This window comes from Candidatus Liberibacter asiaticus (assembly GCF_000590865.3).
GTDB classification, from domain to species: Bacteria; Pseudomonadota; Alphaproteobacteria; order Rhizobiales; family Rhizobiaceae; genus Liberibacter; species Liberibacter asiaticus.
The window spans coordinates 328635-351978 of the sequence record NZ_CP010804.2; the positions used below are offsets into that span (position 1 = coordinate 328635).

Sequence of the window (23344 nt, forward strand, 5' to 3'; positions counted from 1 at the left end):
ATCATCGATTTTCGACTTCATGCGAGAAAAAAGCCTTTTCCTGACATTACGCACACATATATTTTGAAATTACTTTACAAATCATATCATAAAATTTCCTTAGAAAAACAGAAATATAAAAAATCACTTTATATCCATAACGCCATATTTTTATAATTTTTAAACTACTAATTCTCCATATAAAGTACTAATTTTAACATCCGTGATGCGAACTTTGATAATATCCCCAATATTGTGATTTTTTGAATTTAAAACTACAGATTGCAACCATGGAGATCTTCCTACCAACTTCCCTTTTTCTTTCCCATGTTTTTCTATTAAAACTTCTATTATTTGACCAACACAAGCATCATTAAAAGAAACTTGTTGCTCACGAAGTTTCTTTTGAAGACACAATAACCTTTCTGCTTTAACATTCTCGTCTACTTGCTCTAACATATTTGAGCCTGGCGTTCCAAGACGAGGAGAATATTTAAACGAAAAAGCCTGCGCATAGCCTATTTTATCAACAAGATCCATAGTTGCTCTAAAATCATCATCAGTCTCTCCTGGAAATCCGACGATAAAATCACTTGAAATAGCTATATCAGGGCGCACAGACCTAATCCTATCAATTATTTGCCGATATTCATATGCCGTATGCCGTCGATTCATAGATTTTAATATCCTATCTGAACCAGATTGCACAGGCAAATGAAGGTATGGCATAAGAACATCTAAGTCGCCATGCGCTTTTATTAAACAATCACTCATATCTCGTGGATGACTAGTTGTATACCTTAATCTTACTAAACCTTTGATTTCAGAGAGTGAATAAAGCAAATCACTAAAAGTGCACTTTTCCCCATCTAAACCTTTTCCACGCCAAGCATTGACATTCTGTCCTAACAAGGTAATTTCACAAACACCATTGTCAATAAGTTTACGAGCCTCATCCACAACCTGAGATAATGATCGCGAAATTTCAATTCCTCGAGTATATGGAACAACGCAAAATGTACAAAACTTATCACAACCCTCTTGTATTGTAAGGAAAGCTGTAACTCCACGCTTCCGATTATAACCACCATCAACAATAGAAAGACGCTCAAATTTATCTTCTACAGAATAATCAGTATCTACGACTCTTTTCCCAAAACGAGCACGCTCTAATAATTCTGGCAAACGATAATACGTTTGTGGACCAACGACCACATTAACAATGGGCGAACGTCGCAAAATTTCTTCTCCCTCAGCTTGCGCTACACATCCCGCCACTACGACTAATAAATCCCCTCCTTCTTTGATTCGAGAATTCTTTAAATTACGTATTCTCCCCAGAAATGAATACACTTTTTCAGCTGCTTTTTCTCTTATATGACAAGTATTAAGAACGATAAGATCAGCGTCATCCATAGAATTAACTCTCTCATACCCTTGAGAAAAGAACATATCTTCCATGCGCAAAGAATCGTAAACATTCATTTGACAACCGTAACTCTTAACAAAAAATCTTTGCGGAACGATACATTGATCGACAATCTGCGAAACCATATGAGCAACACCTATTAGTTTGATAAATAAACCCAAATCATTTCTGACTAAGTACATCCCTGTGCTATTATAAAAAAATATTTTTCACCTGAAAAAAATCATCTTCCCTTTTTCAGAACACTGTAAATATCCTACTTTTCTTGAAATTTCCAACGCAAAAAATGAATGGCAAATACAAATGCTAAACCAGAAAGCATGGAGATCGCAAGTAAATAGGAGAAGGGAAAGGAGAAGATTTCGTAATTCCTAATCGAGACAAAACATCCATAGGGAGATGATCAATATCATTTTCAATCCCTCTGATAGCGGATAATCCAGACCCCACTATTTCCCCCTCAAAATTATCCACTTCAGAACGCGTTTGCTCATAATTAAGCAGAACAGGATCAGAGCAAGAAACACCATCCAAAGAAAATTTCTGACAACAAACTTTCTGGTGAAAAAGACTAACCAACACCATGATGGGACGACCAACATGACTATCGAGATGCGCTCGAGCTAAAACCTCTAGATTCCCCACCCCCAAAGCTGGCTGCTTTAAAACCAAAGAAATCCCACGCGCTACAGCAATAGACACCCGCACCCCAGTGAATGATCCTGGACCCAGCGCAGTTACAACCCGATCAACTTGAGAAACTTCTAAACGAGAATCCTTTAATGCATAATCTATAGCGGGCATCAAGTGTTCAGCATGACCACGCCCTAAATTCTTAAAATAGGATCCTAAAATACGACCAGCATGACTATCATAAATAGCAACGGAACAATCAGCGCCTGTTGTATCAAGTGCTAAGACGATCACAAAAATTAGCCTACTCTAAACCGTACGGATATCTTTTACCTCAGGGACAAAATGATTTAAGATATTTGCCACACCGTACTTTAGCGTTTCGCTAGCAGAAGGACACCCTGAACAAGCTCCTCTCATGCTCAAAAACACAATACCATCTCGATACCCTTTAAATACTATATCCCCTCCGTCTCTTGCCACGGCAGGACGCACACGATTATCTAAAACCTCTTTTATTCTCTGCACAACAGCACTATCACTTTCTATAAAATCTCCACTGCCCATATCATCCAATTTCATGTCCCCTAATCCACCATTATGAATAATCGGATCACCAGAAATGAAATGTTCCATAATCATACCAAGAACAGGGGGCCTAAGATGTTCCCAATCATATTGATCTTTTCCAACAGTGATAAAATCATACCCGAAATAAACGGACGCAATTCCTGGGATAGAAAAAATTCGAGATGCCAGAGGAGATATCTCCGCTTCCTTGGCATTAGAAAAATGAATCGCACCTTCCACGAGTACTACCTGTCCCGGAATAAATTTCAGAGTCGCAGGATTAGGAGTATCCTCAGTTTGTATAAACATATCTACCTATTAAATACCAAAGAAAAATTTCATGACTATAGATCAATAGTAACCGACCTGTCGGGTATACAACAATTATCACTTTAAAACAATAGTCGCCAGAAATCACACCTAACTTAGTGCCTAAAATCTACACATGTTCAAAGTCATTCTGAATTTGCCTGAACTTTACGGCGATCATTTACCCGTTGGTATGCGAGCTTTTTATGGTAATCACAATATGGGGAATCATTGCACACATCGCTTCCACAAAAAGAAAAATCTTTTCCAAAAGGATCTCCCAAAGGCCATTTACAGGTATTATCCGTTAGCTCCATCAACCTTAAACAACGCGAGATAGGCAGTACAATTCCTGAAGAAATTGTATTATTCTTCTCCATAGATTTTGATTTCCGTTTAGACCTAACAACTGGGAGCTGTCCTTTTAAAACAGGCTCGCAGATATAAACATTGGAGGATTGTCTAGTTTTGGGAGACGTAGAACCCAAAGTTACATTTTTACGATTACCATCAGATTGCTTATTTTCATTCACCTTTACGCGATTAGACAGAAATAACCTATGTAATTTACCAATAACAGCATTACGAGTCACCCCCCCCAACTGCACAGCAATTTGGCTAGCACTCAACCCTTCTGACCAAAATTTTTTAAGTTTATCAATTCTTTCAACAGTCCAGACCATTGATCTACCCACCTTCTCAAATTTCTAGTGTTGTACTAGAAAGAACAAATGCTCAACGAATCATCTGATAACTACTTATTGACTGTAAACCTTATTCCGATCTTATGTAAGCGTCAACAAGTAGGAATGATTGTAAATCATAATTATTTCTATTATAAGATGAAACTATTCCTATTTGTAATATCTGGAAAAGAGTTCTGTTCCGCAATTTTCTTTTCATCAAAAGTGTGATTTACTAGCATGGTGTTCCAAAGGACAGCACATTAAATTAGAAATTCGCTATTTCTATTTTTAAATATATCCTCAATAGGAATAATTGAATGAATAAAAATGATTTTTTATTTAACACGTATGATCAATCAGATATTCGTTTTGAAAAAGGAAAAGGTGCATGGCTCTTTTCCGAAAATGGAATCCCTTTTCTGGATTTTGCATCTGGTATTGCAGTTAATTCCCTTGGGCATTCACATCCAGAATTAGTTGCAATACTCAAATCACAATCTGAAAAACTCTGGCATGTTTCGAATCTTTATCAGTCAACGCAACAAGAGATTTTTGCAAATCATCTAATACACAGTACTTTTGCCGATAGAGTTTTTTTTACTAATTCAGGAGCTGAATCAGTGGAATGTGCCATCAAAACAGCACGTCGCTATCACTATATGGCAGGTAAAACTAATAAATTTCGCATTGTGACATTTGAGGGAGCTTTTCATGGGCGTACCCTAGCAACAATTTCCGCAGGGGGGAAATTACAATATTTAGAAGGATTTGGCCCCAAAATAGAAGGGTTTGATCAGGCTAAATTTTGTGATCTCCAATCTCTTAAAAATCAAATTAGCAATGACACTGCCGCCATTTTAATAGAACCTATCCAAGGTGAGGGTGGCGTTCGAAAAGTGCCAGAAGAATTTTTACAACAACTGCGTAAAATTTGCGATGATATTGATGCTTTACTCATATTTGACGAGGTTCAAACAGGATATGGACGTACTGGCAAATTGTTTGCTTATGAATGGGCAAATGTTAAACCTGATATTATGACGATTGCTAAAGGGATGGGAGGCGGATTTCCCATAGGAGCGTGTTTAGCAACAAATGAAGTAGCTGCTTGTATGAATCAAGGATCTCATGGATCCACATATGGAGGCAATGTCTTGGCAATGGTATTAGGAGAAAAAGTTCTCAATATCATCCAATCCGATGGGTTTCTTGAAAATGTAATTAACATTGCTAAAATACTATTTGAAGGCTTGACTGCAATCAAAAATCGCTTTCCAAACATGTTCTTAGAGGTGCGGGGACAGGGGTTATTGATAGGATTAAAAACTGTATTTTCTCCTGCATTACTAGCAGCAAAATTCAGAGATGAATGTCTTTTAACCGCCCCATCTAGCGATAATGTGGTACGCATTCTCCCTCCTCTTACAATCACTGCAGAGGAAATTCATGAAGGATTAGAACGCATAGAACGCACTGCAATCAAGCTATCACACTAATACATCAATCGGGTTATGGTATAGCCCTGTAATTCAACAAAGGATTTCTCATATCATGACCTATCCAAAACACTTCGCTGATTTGTCAAATATCTCGTCATCAAATCTCTCTTGTATCATCGAGGTCGCAAAAAAAATTAAAAATTCATCAGAAAATATTTTTGAGAATAAGCCTTTATCCGGGAAAGTGTTAGCAATGATTTTCGAGAAACCATCCACACGTACTCGCGTTTCTTTCGAAGTAGCCATGAAACATCTCGGTGGAGACACAATATTTTTATCAGGATCAGAAATGCAACTTGGGAGAGCTGAAACAATCGGAGACACAGCAAAAGTTTTATCTCGTTATGTCGACGCTATTGTAATGCGTACAACTAATCATTCGCGCCTTTTGGAATTAACAGAATATGCCACAGTACCTGTAATCAACGCTCTGACTGATAATACCCATCCTTGTCAAATTATAGCTGATATCATGACGTTTGAGGAACACCGCGGGTCAGTAAAAGGAAAACTTTTTTCTTGGAGTGGAGATGGAAACAATATACTACACTCCCTCATAGAAGGGGCAGCACGCTTTAACTATCTCTTAAATATCGCAACTCCTATAGGCTCAGAGCCTCGGAATGAATACTTGAACTGGGCAAGAAATCAAGGAGCTTCTGTAGCACTATTCCATGATGCTGTACAAGCCGTTAAAGGTGCTCATTGCGTTTTTACAGACACATGGATCTCTATGAATCAAGAATTTAAAGCCCGCGAAGAACACGTATTTCAACCCTTTCAAGTAAATCTTTCACTTATGTCTATGGCTCATCCCGATGCATTATTTATGCACTGCTTACCTGCGCACCGAGGTGAAGAAGTAATAAATGAAGTTCTGGATGGTCCTCAATCGGTGGTCTTTGATGAAGCTGAAAATCGACTGCATACACAAAAAGCGATTTTATTGTGGTGTTTTGGCATAATTTGATTTCTATCCTACTTGGACGAGATCATCTTTACTTCCAGAACAGTAAATCGTACGTAATAAAGATCTTATTATTTCTGCAAAGATAATATCATGCCATCTTTCTCCCCCTTTATATTTTCATAGGAGATAATTCTATTTTGCTTAGCATTTTGCATAAATTAGCATTACGCGGTTTAACACACTTAGACCCTGAAATAGCCCATCATTTATCGATTGTCGCCCTAAAATCAGGATTATTATCTTTCTTCCCTGTACACAGTGATCCTCGCCTCAATACAAAGGTTGCTGGCATATCACTTTCTAATCCTCTAGGAATGGCGGCAGGATATGACAAGAATGCTGAAGTTCCTATAGAATTATTAAAACTTGGATTCGGGTTTGTAGAAATCGGAACTGTTACTCCCCATCCTCAAGCGGGCAATCCACGTCCGAGAGTTTTTCGATTGACTAAAGATCGAGCAATAATCAATAAACTCGGATTCAATAATGCAGGATATCATACGGTTTTTTCACGCCTTTCTAAAATACAACCTACTTCCCCTATTGGAATAAATCTTGGAGCGAATAAAGATAGCAAAGACTTTATCCTAGATTATGTATCAGGCATCCGTCTTTTTTTTACAATTGCCTCTTATTTTACCATTAATATTTCATCTCCTAATACGCCAGGTCTGCGCAGTCTGCAGAAAAAGAAAAATCTTGAAAGATTGCTTATCCACGTCATGCAAACAAGAGAGGAAGAAAAAATAAAAACAGGCAAATTTGTACCGATATTTCTTAAAATATCTCCAGATCTATCTGAAGAAGAATTAGATGATATAGCCGTCGAAGTTCTTTCTCATAAGGTAGAAGGGATCATTGTATCCAATACCACCCTCTCTCGAAAGGGAGTACAATGTTCTGACAACCACGAGCAAGATGGAGGATTATCTGGCTCTCCTCTTTTTCTAAAATCCACTATAGCCCTTGCAAAAATAAGACAGCGTGTTGGACCTAAAATAGCCATTATTGGAACTGGAGGAATATCTTCTACAAAAGATGCTCTTGATAAAATAATGGCAGGAGCAAATCTCATACAACTTTATTCGGCAATGATTTATGAAGGAATCTCATTACCCAAACGTATTATCCAAGGATTATCTGACTTTCTGAACAAGGAAAACGAAGTAAACTTTGAAAATATCCGAGGATCTTATACCGAATATTGGGCAAAGAAAGAAGTATAAAAAATTATTTTATAAAATCGCGATTATTGATTCTCTAATATGTTATCGATATACACTATGGTCGCTACTCTTGAGAGTTTATCGTGTAAATGCACCATAAAATTAAAAAATCTATACCGGTTTATGCTATAATTATCTAGATAGTACTATAACATCTCAATTCCCATAAAAGGATTTATAAAGAGATTCAATTATGAGACAATTTCTGGTAATAATAGCTATGGCGATGTTGAGTAATATTTTTCCTTTTTTATCTATTGCAGAAACGAATAAACTTCCTTATTACACATTGCTAGATACTAATACTGGTCATGTAATAGCAGAAAATTATCCCGATCACCCTTGGAATCCAGCATCTCTCACAAAGTTAATGACTGCCTACGTGGTTTTTTCTTTCCTTAAAGAGAAAAAAGCTATGCTCACGACACCCATAACTATTAGTAAAAATGCATCCGAATACCCCCCCTCAAATAGCACCTTTAAGAAAGGTAGCACAATGACCCTCGACAATGCCTTAAAACTTCTTATTGTAAAATCAGCAAATGACATCGCCGTCGCGATCGCTGAATCTCTCTGTAAAACAGAAAAAAAATTTGTACAACACATGAATAACACCTCTAAAAATCTGGGATTATCTGCAACTCATTTCATGAATGCTCATGGAGTAGTCCAACACGGACATTATACAACAGCACGCGATATGGCCATATTATCTTGGAGAATCAAAACTGATTTTCCCCAATATATGCATTATTTTCAAATAAAAGGACTAGAGATAAAAGGAAAAAAATATCCTAACACTAACTGGGCAGTCGGCACATTTTTAGGAGCAGATGGAATGAAAACCGGTTTTACATGTGCCTCTGGTTTCAACATCGTTGCTTCTGCGATTCAAGGAGATCAATCCCTAATCGCAGTTATTTTAGGCGCTTTAGATCGAAATACACGTAATAAAGTATCCGCATCACTACTATCGATGGGATTCTATAACAAAACCGATCGAAAAAAAATCAACTATATAATCAAGGACTTTTATCAACAAAACTTATCAAATGAAGTTCCTAACATTTCCGAGGAAGTTTGCACTACACAAAAGGAAATTATAAATTACAATACGCAAATGAAAGAAGCAAAGGATAAAGAATCCCATTTTATAGATTTTGAAAAAATAACTTTATTAAAAAACAAAATAACAAAAAAATAACAATCACAAAGAATATAAATACCCTTTTGTACTTGTGAATTATCCTGAATTCTTTAGTACTATCTCACAGTATTTTCAATGAAACATACAGATACGAATCGTTAATATTTACCTAAAAAACATATGAAAAATAACCTATAATTTCATCAATATTATTATATACAAATAATATGAAAAAAGGACATATCTTACAAATACACAACAGTTTTAAAAAATATCTTATTCATTAACCTCATTGACTGTTGAGCTCAAGTCTTGACTTATTCTTAATATCCCATTTTTCGCCCTATAATATCTTGAATCAACAGATAATGCCTTTTTGTAATACTTCACTGCATTCGCATAAGAACCCTGCATTTCGTATACCATGCCTCCATTGAACCAAAAACTAGCTTTTTTAGGATCAAGGTTGATGGCAAATTTAAAATCCTCTAAGGCGCTATCATAATTTTTGGTAGCCAAATAAGAAATACCCCGTCCATTATAATAGTCCGGCGATATGGAGGAATACAACGATATCGCTTGAGAAAAATCTTCAATGGACTTCTCATACTCTCCACGCATTTGGTATACAAGAGCACGGCCATACCATGCACGTCCATCAGAGGTTTTCAACTGTATTGCACGATCAAAATCAGCAAATGCCTTTTGTAAATCACTATACCGCTCATCGCGATAAATATTACCCCGCCCTATGTAAGCCACATCGTAATCTGGATTAATTTTTAAAGCAGTTCCATAATCTCTGATTGCCATGGGGACATCCCCCATTTTATACCGAATCAGAGCACGATTTGCATATACCTTGTAATACCGAGGATTCAAATCCAAAGCACTTTGAAAATCCAGCAATGCTTTTTCAAAGTCTCCGTTCATCCCATAAACAACACCTCGCACATTGTACCCCTCAGGATCACTGGGATGTGCACGTATAACGGCTGTTAGGGAATCAATGTTAACACGTCTACCCATCGACGGAAAAAGAGAAGAACAACCTTCTATCAATAATATTACACTAACAACTAAAACAGATAGAAGGGAATAATACCCCCGTCTTTTGGAAGACCTTAAAAATCCACAACCAAACTTATCGCTGATCCAACTAGGAAGATACAATGGTCACTCCCTTTACAAAAAATCTATCATCTATGTTGTCGCAATCTAGATACAGGAGCGCCTTCACGCTGAGCTATTTTACGCATCAATTTTCGACTACGACGAATCGCCTCAGATTTCAATCTTACGCGCTTCTGGGAAGGCTTTTCATAGTGACCACGCATCTTCAGTTCACGCAATACACCTTCTCCCTGCATCTTTTTTTTCAAAACACGCAAAGCTTGCTCAACATTATTATCACGCACCAGTACATACACGGCAGATATCTCTCTTCCTTCTGAAAAAATTCCCCGAAAGGCATTAAACACTAACACAAAAATTCTCCTTGACTTTATCAGAGCATCGAAAATATGTCTAGTGTCTAGATGATCTTTAATGACTCTCCTTTGTACGAATAATCATAAATCATCATCCGCATGTCTCATCTAAAATCCATTAAGAAGTTTTCAAATATTTCTCTCAATAGGAGTTTTAATAGAAATAGAAGTTGATTACTGATATGTTTCTACAACCATACAATTCTGGATATTAAATAAAAAATGTCTACTAGCGTATCTGTTAATCTGAATGCAGTTGCTGTACTTCGCAATCGTCGCAATCTCCCATGGCCAAACTTAGTGCATATCGGGAAAATCGCACTTCAATCTGGAGCTTCCGGCTTGACGGTACACCCGCGCCCAGATCAACGTCATATCCGGTATACGGATTTACCTGAGATTCGTCGCTTGATCGATGAACAATTTCCAAAAGCAGAATTGAACATTGAGGGATACCCCAATGAAACATTCCTTAACTTATGCGAGCGTTACAAACCCGAGCAAATTACTCTTGTCCCGGATGATCCTCACCAACTTACTTCTGATCATGGATGGGATTTTTTACAAAATCAGGCACTGCTTACAAAGACTGTTGCTAGGTTACATAATTTAGGCTCTAGAATTTCTCTTTTCGCTGATGGAAATGGAAATGAACACTCTCTCCAAGCAGCTAAATTAACGGGCGCTGATTGCATTGAACTCTACACTGGACCCTATGGAGCATGCTATAACAATCCTCAACAAGAAAGGATTTTCCTAAACAAACTAGCCATTACAGCCCAACTCGCACAGAAAATGGACTTGCAAATCAATGCTGGACATGATCTTACAATACAAAATATACCAAATTTGATAAATGCTATCCCATATATCTCTGAAATTTCGGTAGGTCATGCATTCGCGGCTACTGCTTTAGAATGTGGTGTAAAAGAGGCGGTGTTTTGTTTTCGTCGTGCCTGTGGCCAACACCTAGACAATACAATGCGCTTAACCCACCCAGTAAAATAACCGGACATGAAATAATTTTTTTGGCTTTAGCGCTGTATTAAAATGTTTTCTTAATAGAAAATAGAACAAACAAACTTGTTTTAAACTTGAAATGTCGCTATAAACCTTGCCAGATATTCTCGATCTCTCTCTCCGCTCAAGTGGAACTTTAATAGAATGCAACAAATAACAATAAAGAGATTCCTAAGAAATTATGTCTCACCTTAGCCTATGTTTACCATATTATTGTCATGCTGTAGGCGCAAAAATCAACCAAATTTCCTACACACTATACTTAATAGTGCAACTTAGCTAAAGTACAAAAAAACAATCACCGTAGCAAATTAATACATAAAAAACTATATAAATCGTATAGGAAAAATAGAATGCCTAAACGTCAAGACTTGAAAACACTTCTCATCATTGGAGCAGGCCCGATTGTAATCGGACAGGCGTGTGAATTTGACTATTCTGGGACCCAAGCTTGTAAAGCCTTGAAAGAAGAGGGATATAGAATTATCCTAGTTAACTCCAATCCTGCAACCATTATGACAGATCCAGATCTAGCAGATGCCACCTATACCGAACCTATTACACCAGAAGTTGTGGCAAAAATTATAGAAAAAGAACGCCCTGATGCGATTCTACCGACGACAGGAGGACAGACCGCTCTCAACACAGCACTTTCACTGAAACGAATGGGAGTGCTTGATCGTTATGGAGTTGAAATGATTGGAGCCAAACCGGAGACTATTGATAAAGCCGAAGACAGATCTCTTTTCAGCAAAGCAATGCAAAATATTCCCTTGGCGACTCCAAAATCAATTCTTGCAAATGCTACTGATATTAAAGAACATGACCGTAAGCTTCATGAAGAAGAACGGGAAAATCTGAAAAAAACTCTTTCAAAAGAAGAACTTGATGCGGCGCTATACGCCCTTGAACTTAAGTGGAATTTGGAAGAAAATGATAGGAAACATCGTTATATTTGCCATGCGATGGCTGTTGCTGTGCAAGCTCTCGATGAAATTGGACTGCCTCTTATTATTCGCCCTTCTTTCACTCTTGGTGGCACAGGGGGTGGTATAGCCTATAATCGATCCGAATTCTTGGAAATCGTTGAAAACGGACTGCACGCTTCTCCAACCACCGAGGTTCTAATAGAAGAATCTGTTTTGGGATGGAAAGAATACGAACTTGAAATGATGCGCGATATAAAAGGCAATTGCATTGTCGTCTGTTCAATTGAGAACCTTGATCCTATGGGCGTCCATACTGGAGATTCAATTACAGTAGCACCTGCCCTAACCTTAACGGATAAAGAATACCAATTAATGCGCAATGCTGCAATTGCCGTACTCAAAGAAATTGGAGTGGAGAGTGGGGGAGCAAATGTACAGTTTGCCGTAAATCCAAAAAATGGGAAAATGGTCGTAATCGAGATGAATCCCAGAGTATCTCGTTCTTCTGCATTAGCTTCCAAAGCAACAGGTTTCCCGATTGCAAAAATTGCAGCAAAATTGGCCGTTGGTTATACTCTAGATGAGCTCGGCAATGATATTACTGGAGGCAAGACCCCTGCTTCTTTCGAACCTTCCATAGATTATATCGTCACAAAGATTCCGCGCTTTACTTTCGAAAAATTCCCAGGATCAGATGTAACTTTAACAACCTCCATGAAATCTGTTGGAGAAGTAATGGCAATAGGCCGTACGTTTGCTGAATCTCTACAAAAGGCGTTACGCGGACTTGAAACTGGTCTTACTGGATTAGATGAAATTCATATTCCTTCAATGGAATCAGATAACGACCCAAATGCACTTCGTTCTGCTATTAGCATACCCTGTCCAGATAGATTGCGCACGGTAGCACAAGCGTTACGTCTAGGTGTTAGCGTAGAAGAAACACATCAAAGCTCTAATATTGACCCTTGGTTCATTCAACAAATCAAAATGATCGTTGACGTGGAACATCGTATTCGGGAACACGGTCTTCCAAAAGATTTTCAAAATCTTCAGGCTATCAAAGCAATGGGATTTTCTGATGCCAGATTATCAATCTTATCCGGCATTCCTTGTAACGAAATAAGGAAAATACGACATCAAATGGGTTTACACCCTGTGTTCAAGTGCGTTGACACTTGTGCCGGTGAATTTTCATCACCTACTTCTTATATGTATTCTACTTATGAAACCAATTTTATCAATAAGCCAGTATCTGAAGATAAAGTATCTGATCGCAAGAAAATTGTGATTCTTGGAGGGGGACCTAATCGCATTGGGCAGGGCATTGAATTTGACTATTGTTGTTGTCACGCTTCTTTTTCTTTGAAAGAGGCGGGATTTGAAACAATTATGATCAATTGTAATCCTGAAACTGTATCAACAGATTATGATATTGCGGACAGATTATATTTTGAATCATTGACTGAAGAGGACATTCTTGAAATTTTACGCGTAGAGCAACAAAAGGGAGAATTGGTAGGGATCATCGTGCAATTTGGAGGACAGACACCGTTAAAACTCTCTAAAATACTGGAAAAAAATCAAATACCTATCCTCGGCACACAACCTGATTCTATTGATTTAGCGGAAGATCGCGATCGTTTCCAAAAGCTGTTAATGGAATTAGATCTTAATCAACCTAGAAATGGCATTTCTCATTCTGTAGAACATGCACGATTGATAGCATGTGAAATTGGATTCCCTCTTTTGATTCGCCCATCTTATGTCTTAGGTGGCCGTGCTATGCAAATTGTATACTCTGAAAATATGTTACAAGATTATCTTCTTGATACGCTTCCTGGACTCGTTTCAGAAGAAATAAAACGACAATATCCCAATGATAAAACTGGACAGATTAATACTCTTTTAGGAACACATCCTCTGTTGTTTGATAGCTATTTATCCGATGCTATGGAAATAGATGTAGATGCTTTATGTCAAAATGATCAAGTTATCGTAGTTGGAATTATAGAGCATATCGAAGAAGCGGGGATTCATTCTGGAGATTCCGCTTGTTCTTTGCCATCTCGTTCACTCTCACAACAACTAAAAGATGAGTTGATTTCTCAAACTAAAGCTTTGGCTGGTGCTCTCAATGTTATAGGACTGATTAACGTCCAATATGCCATTAAAGACGGAAAAATTTACATTTTAGAAGTTAATCCCCGCGCATCACGTACAGTACCTTTTATTGCCAAGGCAATTGGATTTCCAGTTGCAAAAGTTGCTGCCCGTATTATCGCGGGGGAGAGCCTTGATGCATCTATAGCAGCTTATGGAAAAAGACCAGATTTATCCCAGATAAAGCACTTCGCAGTAAAGGAATCGGTTTTCCCTTTTAATAAATTTCCAGGAGTCGACATTCTTCTTGGTCCTGAGATGCGCTCGACTGGAGAAGTCATTGGTATTGATCAAGACTTCCCTCTAGCATTTGCAAAATCACAGTTAGGAATTGGAGTTGATCTTCCTCATGAAGGAACTGTTTTTGTTTCTGTTCGTGATGCGGATAAGAAGCGCATTGTTCCCATCATCCAAAATTTTAAAAAGCTAGGGTTTAAAATCATGGCAACCGAAGGAACAGCCCGCTTTTTAGAATCTCATGGATTGGAAACACAAAAAATCAATAAAGTGCTAGAAGGTAGACCGCATATTGAAGATGCCATAAGCAATCGCCAAGTTCACTTGGTGATTAATACTACCGAAGGGAAAAAAGCCATCGAGGATTCCAAATCACTGCGAAGAGCAACTTTGATTAGGAAGATACCATATTACACAACCATTGCAGGGGCAGATGCGGTATTTCAAGCTATTCAAGCACTCAAAGCAGGTAATCTTGAAGTTCATAGCCTGCAAAGCTATCGCTATAACTAATCAGAATATATTAATTAGATTGTACTTTTAGATAAAAAGAGGATACAATTTCGTATGGTACGGTATATCCGGTGAAGAAGCTTTGGAAATTGTGCGTAAAAAAATAAAAGAAGTTCCATATGCCTCTTATGGTAAGTGGCATTTTTATTGCAAGGATGCATAACTATGGTCGATAAAATTCCTGTAACATCTAAGGGTTTTGATAAAATCCAACAAGAATTGCGTTGGAGACAACAAGAAGAACGCCCTCGAATTATCAAGGCTATATCAGAGGCTCGTGCATACGGAGATCTCTCAGAAAATGCTGAATATCAAGCTGCAAAAGAGTTGCAGAATCTGAACGAAGGAAGAATGGCTGAGCTCGAAAACATCATAACACGTGCAGAGGTAATCGATATTTCAACAATGTCTGGAGATAGAATTGCATTTGGAGCAACTGTTTCCCTTGTAGAGAAAAATTCAGGAGATAAAAAGAATTATCAAATTGTTGGAGATCAAGAAGCCGGCGTACAATCTGGACTTGTTTCAATATCATCTCCAATTGCAAGAGCCCTCATTGGAAAAGAATTGGGAGATATCATCTCAGTAAACGCCCCTGGAGGAGAAAAAACTTATGAGATTCTACAAGTTCTATGGATATAGCAAATAGTAAATTACGCTCTTCATGTCAGCCAATTGACATGAATAACATTGATGTCATTGCTCCTAATATGAAGTTCAGACATACAGGCGTTACTTCAACTGTATTCGGGCTCTGTCCAATACAGCGTAAGCTTGGGCAACGTTTGGTTGTTTTCGGATATTGTTTACCTAAAAATATCCCTAGTATCGGCATATCTTCTCTTCTGACGTGTTGGAAAAAACCAATAGGCCAAAACAGTCGTATCTGGCATGCACGTCGTAATAATGAAATGCTCTTGGGCGTTATGATGCGTGATGTATTACGAATGCCTTTAAAACTCGTTTTTACTTCACCTTCACAACGAAATCATTCAAGATGGACCAGATACCTCATTTCTCGTATGGATGAAGTGATTACCACTAGTCAAAAATCCGCACGCTTTATTGAACGCCCTAGTACTGTCATCATGCATGGTGTTGATACAGAACGCTTTCGCCCTACTAGCAATAAACAAGAAGCGCGGCGCCACCTCAAAATATCAGAAGACGCTAAGCTAATTGGTTGTTTTGGACGTATTCGTAAACTCAAAGGAACGGATTTATTTGTTGATTGCATGATAAATATACTCCCTCATCATCCAGGATGGACAGCCGTGGTCGTCGGGAAAACTACTTTAAAACATTATCTTTTTAAAAAGAATCTCCAGAGACGCATATATGCAAACGGATTAAAAAAACGAATATTGTTTATAGATGAACAGTCTTCTATAGAGGATTGGTATCGCGCATTAAACATTTTTGTCGCCCCCCCATTGTATGAAGGATTCGGCTTAACTCCTCTAGAAGCAATGGCAAGTGGCATTCCAGTCGTAGCCTCCAATACTGGTGTATTCTCAGAGTTACTAGATCCAGAAAATGCAAAAGCTGGTGTGATCGTGCCGCCTAGGAATCTTCACGCACTTGAAAAAGCGGTCTTGTACTTCATGAATTCAAAAAAAATAATGTCAGACACTGGCAACCGAGGAAGAGAACGCGCCGTGAAACACTTCTCAATTGTAAAAGAAGCTTCTGATATAGGCAAAGTATACGACCGTCTTCTTCGGACAGCGTAGAAGAATACTTGTTATTAATCCCTGCTTAGAATACTATAAATAACTTTTTACATACCACTTAGTCCATCAGCCCCTATATAAGCAATGCGCAACATATTGGTTGAACCAGGCGTTCCTAAGGGTAATCCCGCAGAAATTATTATACGATCCCCTGGTTTCCCGAATCCTTGTTCTACGACGATACGACAAGCACGATTAACCATGTCATCAGAATCAGATGCATCTTCCGTCACTACACAATGAATCCCCCACACAAGAGCCAATCTACGTGCCGTTTGAATCATTGGAGACAATGCTATTATCTCTAGTTTTGGACGCTCACGTGCAGCTCGTAACCCTGTTGCTCCAGAAGCAGTATAGCAAAAAATAGCCGATAAACGTAATGTTTCTGCTATTTGACGTGCGGCTGAGGAGATAACATCCGCACCTGTTTCATTAGGCTCTATTCTACGAAGAGACCTCATTTCCAACCAACTTGAATCTCTTTCCGCAGAAGATGCAACTAATGACATCGTCCTTACAGCATCAACAGGATAAGACCCTGAAGCGGTTTCTGCGGACAACATAATGGCATCAGCTTCTTCAAACACAGCAGTAGCTACATCAGAAACCTCGGCACGCGTCGGGAAAGGAGATGTGACCATTGATTCAAGCATCTGAGTTGCTATGACAACCGGTTTACCTAATTGACGTGCTATCCGAATCAATTTCTTCTGAATGCCCGGAATCAATTCAAGCGCCATTTCTACCCCAAGATCTCCGCGTGCCACCATCACTGCATCTGACAATTGAATTATTTCCGAAGCATACTCAATAGCACGAGGTTTTTCTATCTTTGACATCAACCCTATTTTATTTTGAGAAATAATTTTACGAATCTCTAATAAATCATCAGCAGATTGAATAAAAGAAAGCGCTACCCAATCTACTTCACAAGTTTGTAATGCAGCATGAAGATCCTCTCGATCTTTTTGAGTCAATGCCTGAGTTGTTAAAAAAGTATCTGGAAATGAAATGCCCTTACGATCGGCAATAGAGATGCCAGCAATCACTTTACATTTTATAAAACCTATACCTTTCTCCTGCACACATAGCTTTACCCTGCCATCATCAATCAGCAATCGATCCCCTATCTTGATGGATGCAAAAATCTCTGGATGCGGAAGCATAACACGATCTGAACTGCCAAGAGAATCTTTGTTGTCCAAAGTAAAAATTTGTCCTTCTGTTAGATCGACTTTAGAATTTGCAAATTTACCAACACGAAATTTAGGGCCTTGTAAATCTATTAAAATGCCAATAGGACGTCTAGATCTTAACTCTACCGCTCGTATTTTTTTTATAAGCTCACACATTTTGTCATGACTAGTGTGACTCATATTGATACGAAATACATCCGTTCCTTCTTCATGCAAACGATTGATAACATCTTCTGAAAAAGAAGAAGGACCCAATGTGGAAATAATTTTAATCCTACGAAGGTTCACCATCCTTATCTCCTATCTTGTGCAGGCTCAGTGAGTTGTACTGTCCAATTCTCATGTTGCCCTGTATCGTATTCAGTAAAACCAACTCTCAAATAACCACGCGTATAACAATTCTTTATATCCACGATATTAAATTCATCTTGCCCTACACACATTTGCACATTTCCAGCCCAGTGCTCACTATGTGAAACTCCCTCGGCATACAAATAATAGTACCGTGAATGCAAAGCACCTTTTACAACAGTTTCACAAGTATTCCCAGGAATCTGCCACCATCCTTCCGTCATCCATCCACCTTTTACAGCAGGATACCCTACAGCAACACCGATTAAATTTTTAGTGCCATTACAAACCCGAAAACCAGCAAAAGACACATTTGAACAAAAAATCATAGCTCCAAAGCAAAAACATATCAAAAAACTACGAAGCATGTAAAAGCCTCCATGCTACAATAAATAACAGAAAACATATTCACCTCTTATCATCTTCCGACTATCGAAAAAATTTACGAACAGACGTCAACGATACAACATACATTTAGTATTGCACCATTGAGGTTTTTACCAATACTTTTTTCAAAAAATATTTTCTTAAAAACAGCAAAAATTCTTTCAACATCTTTATCGCTATTCAACCACTTATGAATTTTCTATTGATCAAATATTATTTTTATCAATTATCCTCTTGGAACGGAAATATGGAATATTCAGGTACCATGAGGAATACATCTCTTGTAACAGCATTACGATATGCTCAACATATTAAAGGCATGAGTGTTGACAATGCTATTTGAGCGAAAATATTCTCTAGAAATCACATTGATATTCATCAATAGAAAGATTAATACGTAAACACATTAAGAAAAAATTTTTGCGTTTGTTACAAAAATATGGTCTCTCTGTTAAGATGAGAAGATTGCCAATTCGGTTTTTTCAATTACTATATCTAGGATTGTTGAATATAATGCTTGTACGTTTCTACCCTTTGAACTTTGCTCTTTCTCCGAAGATACAATACAGAATCTTTTTTTTTCATCAAATGCAATTACAGTCTTTGGTTGTGTAGCATAAAAACACACTGCTTATGAATCCCGACGCGTTTCATCATCATGAACAAGAAACTTTATAATGACCGGACTGTTCTGTGTGAATAATTGGTTCAGTGAAATCGATTTTTATGTCTGCAGCAATATAAAAAGAAAAACAGGATCCTGAAAATCATGACCTCATTTTCACATAAAAAGATATGGGAAGCAATAGATCGGATGGCAGAGCGACATAATCTCACTCCTTCAGGTCTCGCTCGAAAAGCAGGATTAGACCCGACTTCCTTCAATAAATCCAAGAGATTCGGTATTGAAGGACGAAACCGATGGCCTTCAACGGAATCGATTTTTAAAATACTAGCCGCTACAAATGAAACAATCTGCCAATTGCTTGATCTACCATTTTCCGATGGCAGAACTACTGAAAAAAAAGAAAAGGAAATCCCCCTTCTATATTTTCCACCAAGTGGGTCGGGTGGTTTTTTTGATAGCGGAGTATTTCCTACTGGAAACAAATGGAATACTGTAGGAGTCCCCGAAATTCGATCTCCACACAATGGAATATATGCGATTCAGACACAAGACACAAGACACAAGACACAAGACACAAGACACAAGCATGTTGCCTTTGTATAGAAAAGGAGATATACTGATTTTAAATTCTGCTATACAAGTCAATTGTGGTGATAGACTACTGATCAAACCTCGTACAGGCGATATAGTTGCTAAGGTGTTGATAAGCAGAAGAGGAAGATCCATAGACCTCATGTCTTTGAACTGTTGTTATCCTGTCGATACCGTTGAAATGTCTGATATAGAGTGGATTGCTAGAATATTATGGGCGAGCCAGTGATTGCGTTTAGGCTAAAGTATACGGAAAATTTTCGGTACCGAGCAATTTGAAAACCTTGGGACTTTTGCATTTACTATGGAGTCAAGCTTTGGATTATTCGCCTGTGAACTACCGTACATTTAATCTTCCAATTATTTTGTATATCGTGATTAAATAATCCTCAATTAAAAGAGATAAAAGTAATGAATTCCGAATCGAAAGCTAATTATTCTGGTACGCTGTATCTGCCTAGAACCGATTTTCCCATGCGCGCAAAATTACCGCAAAAGGAATCAGAATTAATCACATATTGGCAAAAAATTCGCCTATTTGATAAAATCCGCGAGAGTGCAGTTGGTCGTAAAAATTTTACGTTACACGATGGCCCTCCTTATGCCAACGGACATATCCACATAGGGCACGCGTTGAACAAGATATTAAAAGATGTAATAGTTCGCTCATTTCAAATGAGAAATTTTAATGCTTGTTTTGTCCCTGGATGGGATTGTCATGGACTTCCCATTGAATGGAAAGTAGAAAATGAATATCTCGCAAAGGGGAAAAAAAAAGATGACATCCCTGTGAATGAATTTCGCCAAGCATGTCGTGATTCTGCCAGTGCATGGGTTAAAATTCAATCAAAGGAATTTCAAAGATTAGGTATCGTAGGAGATTTCGAAAATCCTTATACTACAATGACAAGAGAATCAGAAGCGCAAATAGCATCTGAACTTTTAAAGATTGCTGAATCTGATCAAATATATCGTGGCATCAAGCCTATTATGTGGTCAATTGCGGAACAAACTACCTTAGCAGAAGCAGAAATCGAGTATCACGATGTGGATAGCGATTCTATCTTGGTGGGCTTCCCCGTAAAATCCTCTGCTGATTATTTGATAAAATCACAAATTGTAATATGGACAACAACACCATGGACGATTCCTGGGAATCGAGCTATTGCATTTTCGTCAAACCATCAGTACGGACTCTATGATGTAATCTCTTGCAGTGGGCAACATACATTTGACACAGGCAAGAAACTGATAATTTCTAAAAATCTCGCACAAAGCATAGCAAATCAAACCAATGTAAAGATCGCATTAGTTTGCGATGTAAAGGCTGAGGATCTATCTAAGACGATGTGTTCACATCCCTTAAAAAAGCTTGGCTATACGTTTTCCGTCCCTTTAATTGATGCTGAATACGTTGCAAATGACTGCGGAACAGGATTCGTGCACGTAGCTCCTAGCCATGGAGTTGAAGATTTTACCGCTTGGAATGAGGCAAAGGATATACTTCTCAATCGCTCAGTTGATATAAAAGTTCCCTCGCCTGTCGATGGAAGGGGATTCTATACAACGGAAGCTCCTGGATTCAGTGGAGCACGTGTCTTAGATGATGCAGGAGAGAAAGGAAATGCGAATGAAGTAGTGATTGCAGCCTTGATAAATGCTTGCGCAATCCTAAATCGAAGCATTGTAAAGCATTCATACCCTCATTCTTGGAGGTCCAAAAAACCCATAATATTCAGAACTACATCCCAATGGTTCTTACACATGGATAAAAAGCTGGGAGATGGATCTACCCTCCGTTCTCGTGCACTTTCAGAAGTAGAAAAAATACGATTTTTCCCATCTTCAGGGAAGAATCGCCTGCGCTCTATGATTGAGAATCGCCCTGACTGGCTCCTATCACGTCAGAGAAATTGGGGAGTTCCAATTTGTTTTTTTTACAATGAGAAAGGAGAAATTCTTCTAGATAAAGCAATCAACGATCGTATTATCAAAACTTTTAAAGATCAAGGATCAGATGCATGGTTTAGCGAAGGATCGCGTGATTTCTTTCTTGGAGACAGAGCCTCGGAACCTTGGATACAGTCAAAAGACATCTTAGATGTATGGTTTGATTCTGCTTGTACACATACCATCCTTCTTGGGAAAGACCCGAAATTAGCGTGGCCAGCAGATGTATATTTAGAAGGATCGGATCAGCATCGTGGCTGGTTTCAACACTCACTGTTAGAAAGTTGTGCAACGCGTGGATCCACTCCTTTTACATCACTCATCACTCATGGGTTCTCTGTCGACGAAAATGGCGAAAAAATGTCAAAATCAAAAGGCAACGTGGTTTTCCCTGAAGAAATAATTTCAGAATCAGGCGCCGATGTATTACGATATTGGGCAGTTAATTCTGACTATCATGATGATCAACGCCTTGGGAAAAATATTATCCAAACCAATATTGATACATACCGAAAATTACGCAATACAATTCGTTGGATGCTGGGAATGCTTGCACATGATACAGGTAACGAACCGTCTCTTGCTGACATGCCTGCTCTTGAACAGCTCATGCTTCACCGCTTAACAGAACTTGATCAAGTAGTGCGCGAAGCTTATGATGCCTTTAATTTCAAAGAAGTCGTTCGTCAACTTACAAATTTTTCTAATGCAGAACTCTCTTCCTTTTATTTTGATATACGTAAAGATTCTCTTTATTGCGATTCTCCTTCTAGCTTGAAACGTCTTTCTAGCATTGCGGTAATACGAATATTATGTCGGCATCTGATAATTTGGATCGCTCCTATATTGCCGTTTACAGCAGAAGAAGCGTGGCTTTCCTTGAATCCAGAGGCTGTTTCTGTGCATCTTGAGCTTTTTCCTATCATACCGCTGGAGTGGCAGAACGCTTGTCTTTCTAAAAAATGGGGAAAAATCCTTCAATTACGCAAAGTAGTCACGAGTGCTTTAGAAATAGAACGAAAAGCAAAACATATAGGATCATCTCTAGAAACTGCTCCCACTCTATACATCACAGATTCATCTCTGATATCCAATATAGAAGGAGAAAATCTTGCCGAAATATGCATAACCTCAGACATAACAATCGTTCATAGCAACGGTCCTACTGACGCATTTCGCCTATCTGACGTTCCGAACGTTAGCGTCCAATGCCTCAAAGCAGAAGGGAAAAAATGCGCTCGATCATGGCGTGTTACTAAAGATGTTGGATTAGATGCCTCCTATCCGGATGTATCTGCTCGTGATGCTGCTGTGTTGCATGAGTTGGGATATCCTAAAAATTCAAATGTGTAATCATTATTAGATTTTTGAACTTGCAAGCATCCTTTGTTGTGAGGTACGGCAAAAGGATGCTATCTCTTCTAAGATGGAAACATCTTATCAATATTGATGGATAGGTTGTCTATAGAAGAGCTATCGCTGTGATATGCTAAAAAAGGCAGAAAACTGGCACTGAATCCTCAGTGATGTTATTGTTCTTCAGACGATTTTCTTTAACAAACTGAAGAAGCTATGTTACATAGCAAAGACATATAAGAGGATTAGGAAGAAAAGGAAAACACGTGACTGAATACGCGAGCTATTTGACCATTCCACACCTTTTTCCTAGAAAAAATTTTTACCGAGAAGAATCATCAAAAGAGTT

17 protein-coding genes and 1 pseudogene are annotated in these 23344 nt (G+C 38.3%); 10 read left to right on the forward strand and 8 right to left on the reverse strand.

Going from position 1 to position 23344, the window contains the following annotated elements:
• Nucleotides 1-159: 159 nt before the first annotated feature.
• From miaB to CD16_RS01525, 4 genes are all read right to left on the reverse strand, one after another.
• Nucleotides 160-1533: a tRNA (N6-isopentenyl adenosine(37)-C2)-methylthiotransferase MiaB gene (gene miaB / locus CD16_RS01510; RefSeq protein ID WP_015452357.1), complete on the reverse strand. Its 1374-nt coding sequence runs from the start codon at nt 1531-1533 to the stop codon at nt 160-162.
• A 181-nt stretch (nt 1534-1714) separates the two neighbouring features.
• Nucleotides 1715-2335 (reverse strand): tRNA (adenosine(37)-N6)-threonylcarbamoyltransferase complex dimerization subunit type 1 TsaB, encoded by a 621-nt coding sequence (gene tsaB, locus CD16_RS01515; RefSeq protein ID WP_012778648.1) that lies wholly within the window; start codon nt 2333-2335, stop codon nt 1715-1717.
• Nucleotides 2336-2350: 15 nt separating this feature from the next.
• Entirely contained in the window at nt 2351-2920 is a 570-nt protein-coding gene (locus CD16_RS01520; protein WP_012778649.1) for a NifU family protein, read from the reverse strand.
• Between the two features lie 146 nt (nt 2921-3066).
• Complete coding sequence (locus tag CD16_RS01525) at nt 3067-3603, reverse strand: GcrA family cell cycle regulator (protein WP_012778650.1); 537 nt, start codon at nt 3601-3603, stop codon at nt 3067-3069.
• A gap of 320 nt (nt 3604-3923) precedes the next feature.
• Here CD16_RS01525 and CD16_RS01530 point away from each other — a divergent pair, with 320 nt between their 5' ends.
• The 4 genes from CD16_RS01530 (at nt 3924) to CD16_RS01545 (ending at nt 8505) form a co-directional block, all read left to right on the forward strand.
• Entirely contained in the window at nt 3924-5102 is a 1179-nt protein-coding gene (locus CD16_RS01530; protein ID WP_012778651.1) for an aspartate aminotransferase family protein, read from the forward strand.
• Between the two features lie 55 nt (nt 5103-5157).
• Nucleotides 5158-6075 (forward strand): ornithine carbamoyltransferase, encoded by a 918-nt coding sequence (gene argF / locus CD16_RS01535; RefSeq protein WP_015452358.1) that lies wholly within the window; start codon nt 5158-5160, stop codon nt 6073-6075.
• Between the two features lie 137 nt (nt 6076-6212).
• Entirely contained in the window at nt 6213-7301 is a 1089-nt protein-coding gene (locus tag CD16_RS01540; protein ID WP_012778653.1) for a quinone-dependent dihydroorotate dehydrogenase, read from the forward strand.
• A gap of 193 nt (nt 7302-7494) precedes the next feature.
• A complete protein-coding gene (locus CD16_RS01545) occupies nt 7495-8505 on the forward strand; it encodes a D-alanyl-D-alanine carboxypeptidase family protein (RefSeq protein ID WP_012778654.1) in 1011 nt (336 codons plus the stop codon).
• A gap of 219 nt (nt 8506-8724) precedes the next feature.
• Here CD16_RS01545 and CD16_RS01550 read toward each other — a convergent pair whose 3' ends face one another.
• Nucleotides 8725-9621: a tetratricopeptide repeat protein gene (locus tag CD16_RS01550; RefSeq protein WP_012778655.1), complete on the reverse strand. Its 897-nt coding sequence runs from the start codon at nt 9619-9621 to the stop codon at nt 8725-8727.
• Between the two features lie 26 nt (nt 9622-9647).
• Nucleotides 9648-9878 (reverse strand): 30S ribosomal protein S21, encoded by a 231-nt coding sequence (rpsU, locus tag CD16_RS01555; RefSeq protein WP_031934801.1) that lies wholly within the window; start codon nt 9876-9878, stop codon nt 9648-9650.
• A gap of 282 nt (nt 9879-10160) precedes the next feature.
• Between rpsU and CD16_RS01560 the strand changes: the two genes are divergently transcribed.
• The 4 genes from CD16_RS01560 to CD16_RS01575 all read left to right on the forward strand — a co-directional run bounded on the left by CD16_RS01560 (nt 10161) and on the right by CD16_RS01575 (nt 16533).
• Nucleotides 10161-10946, forward strand: a complete 786-nt coding sequence (locus CD16_RS01560) for a pyridoxine 5'-phosphate synthase (RefSeq protein WP_012778657.1) — start codon at nt 10161-10163, stop codon at nt 10944-10946.
• 365 nt (nt 10947-11311) lie between these two features.
• A complete protein-coding gene (gene carB, locus CD16_RS01565) occupies nt 11312-14800 on the forward strand; it encodes a carbamoyl-phosphate synthase large subunit (RefSeq protein ID WP_012778658.1) in 3489 nt (1162 codons plus the stop codon).
• A gap of 165 nt (nt 14801-14965) precedes the next feature.
• On the forward strand, nt 14966-15442 hold the full coding sequence (gene greA, locus CD16_RS01570) for a transcription elongation factor GreA (RefSeq protein ID WP_040055286.1): 477 nt from the start codon (nt 14966-14968) through the stop codon (nt 15440-15442).
• Nucleotides 15433-16533: a glycosyltransferase family 4 protein gene (locus tag CD16_RS01575; protein ID WP_015452359.1), complete on the forward strand. Its 1101-nt coding sequence runs from the start codon at nt 15433-15435 to the stop codon at nt 16531-16533. Before greA ends, CD16_RS01575 begins: the two co-directional genes overlap by 10 nt.
• 47 nt (nt 16534-16580) lie before the next feature.
• Here CD16_RS01575 and pyk read toward each other — a convergent pair whose 3' ends face one another.
• Nucleotides 16581-18023 (reverse strand): pyruvate kinase, encoded by a 1443-nt coding sequence (gene pyk / locus CD16_RS01580; RefSeq protein ID WP_012778661.1) that lies wholly within the window; start codon nt 18021-18023, stop codon nt 16581-16583.
• 2 nt (nt 18024-18025) lie between these two features.
• The gene (locus tag CD16_RS01585) at nt 18026-18451 is read right to left on the reverse strand and encodes a DUF1036 domain-containing protein (RefSeq protein ID WP_012778662.1); all 426 of its coding nucleotides are present in this window, start codon (nt 18449-18451) and stop codon (nt 18026-18028) included.
• A gap of 788 nt (nt 18452-19239) precedes the next feature.
• Between CD16_RS01585 and CD16_RS01590 the strand changes: the two are divergent.
• Together CD16_RS01590 and ileS are read left to right on the forward strand one after the other, a co-directional pair.
• Nucleotides 19240-19918 (forward strand): annotated as a pseudogene (locus tag CD16_RS01590) (S24 family peptidase).
• A gap of 182 nt (nt 19919-20100) precedes the next feature.
• Nucleotides 20101-22992, forward strand: a complete 2892-nt coding sequence (ileS, locus tag CD16_RS01595) for an isoleucine--tRNA ligase (RefSeq protein ID WP_012778664.1) — start codon at nt 20101-20103, stop codon at nt 22990-22992.
• Nucleotides 22993-23344: the final 352 nt, after the last annotated feature.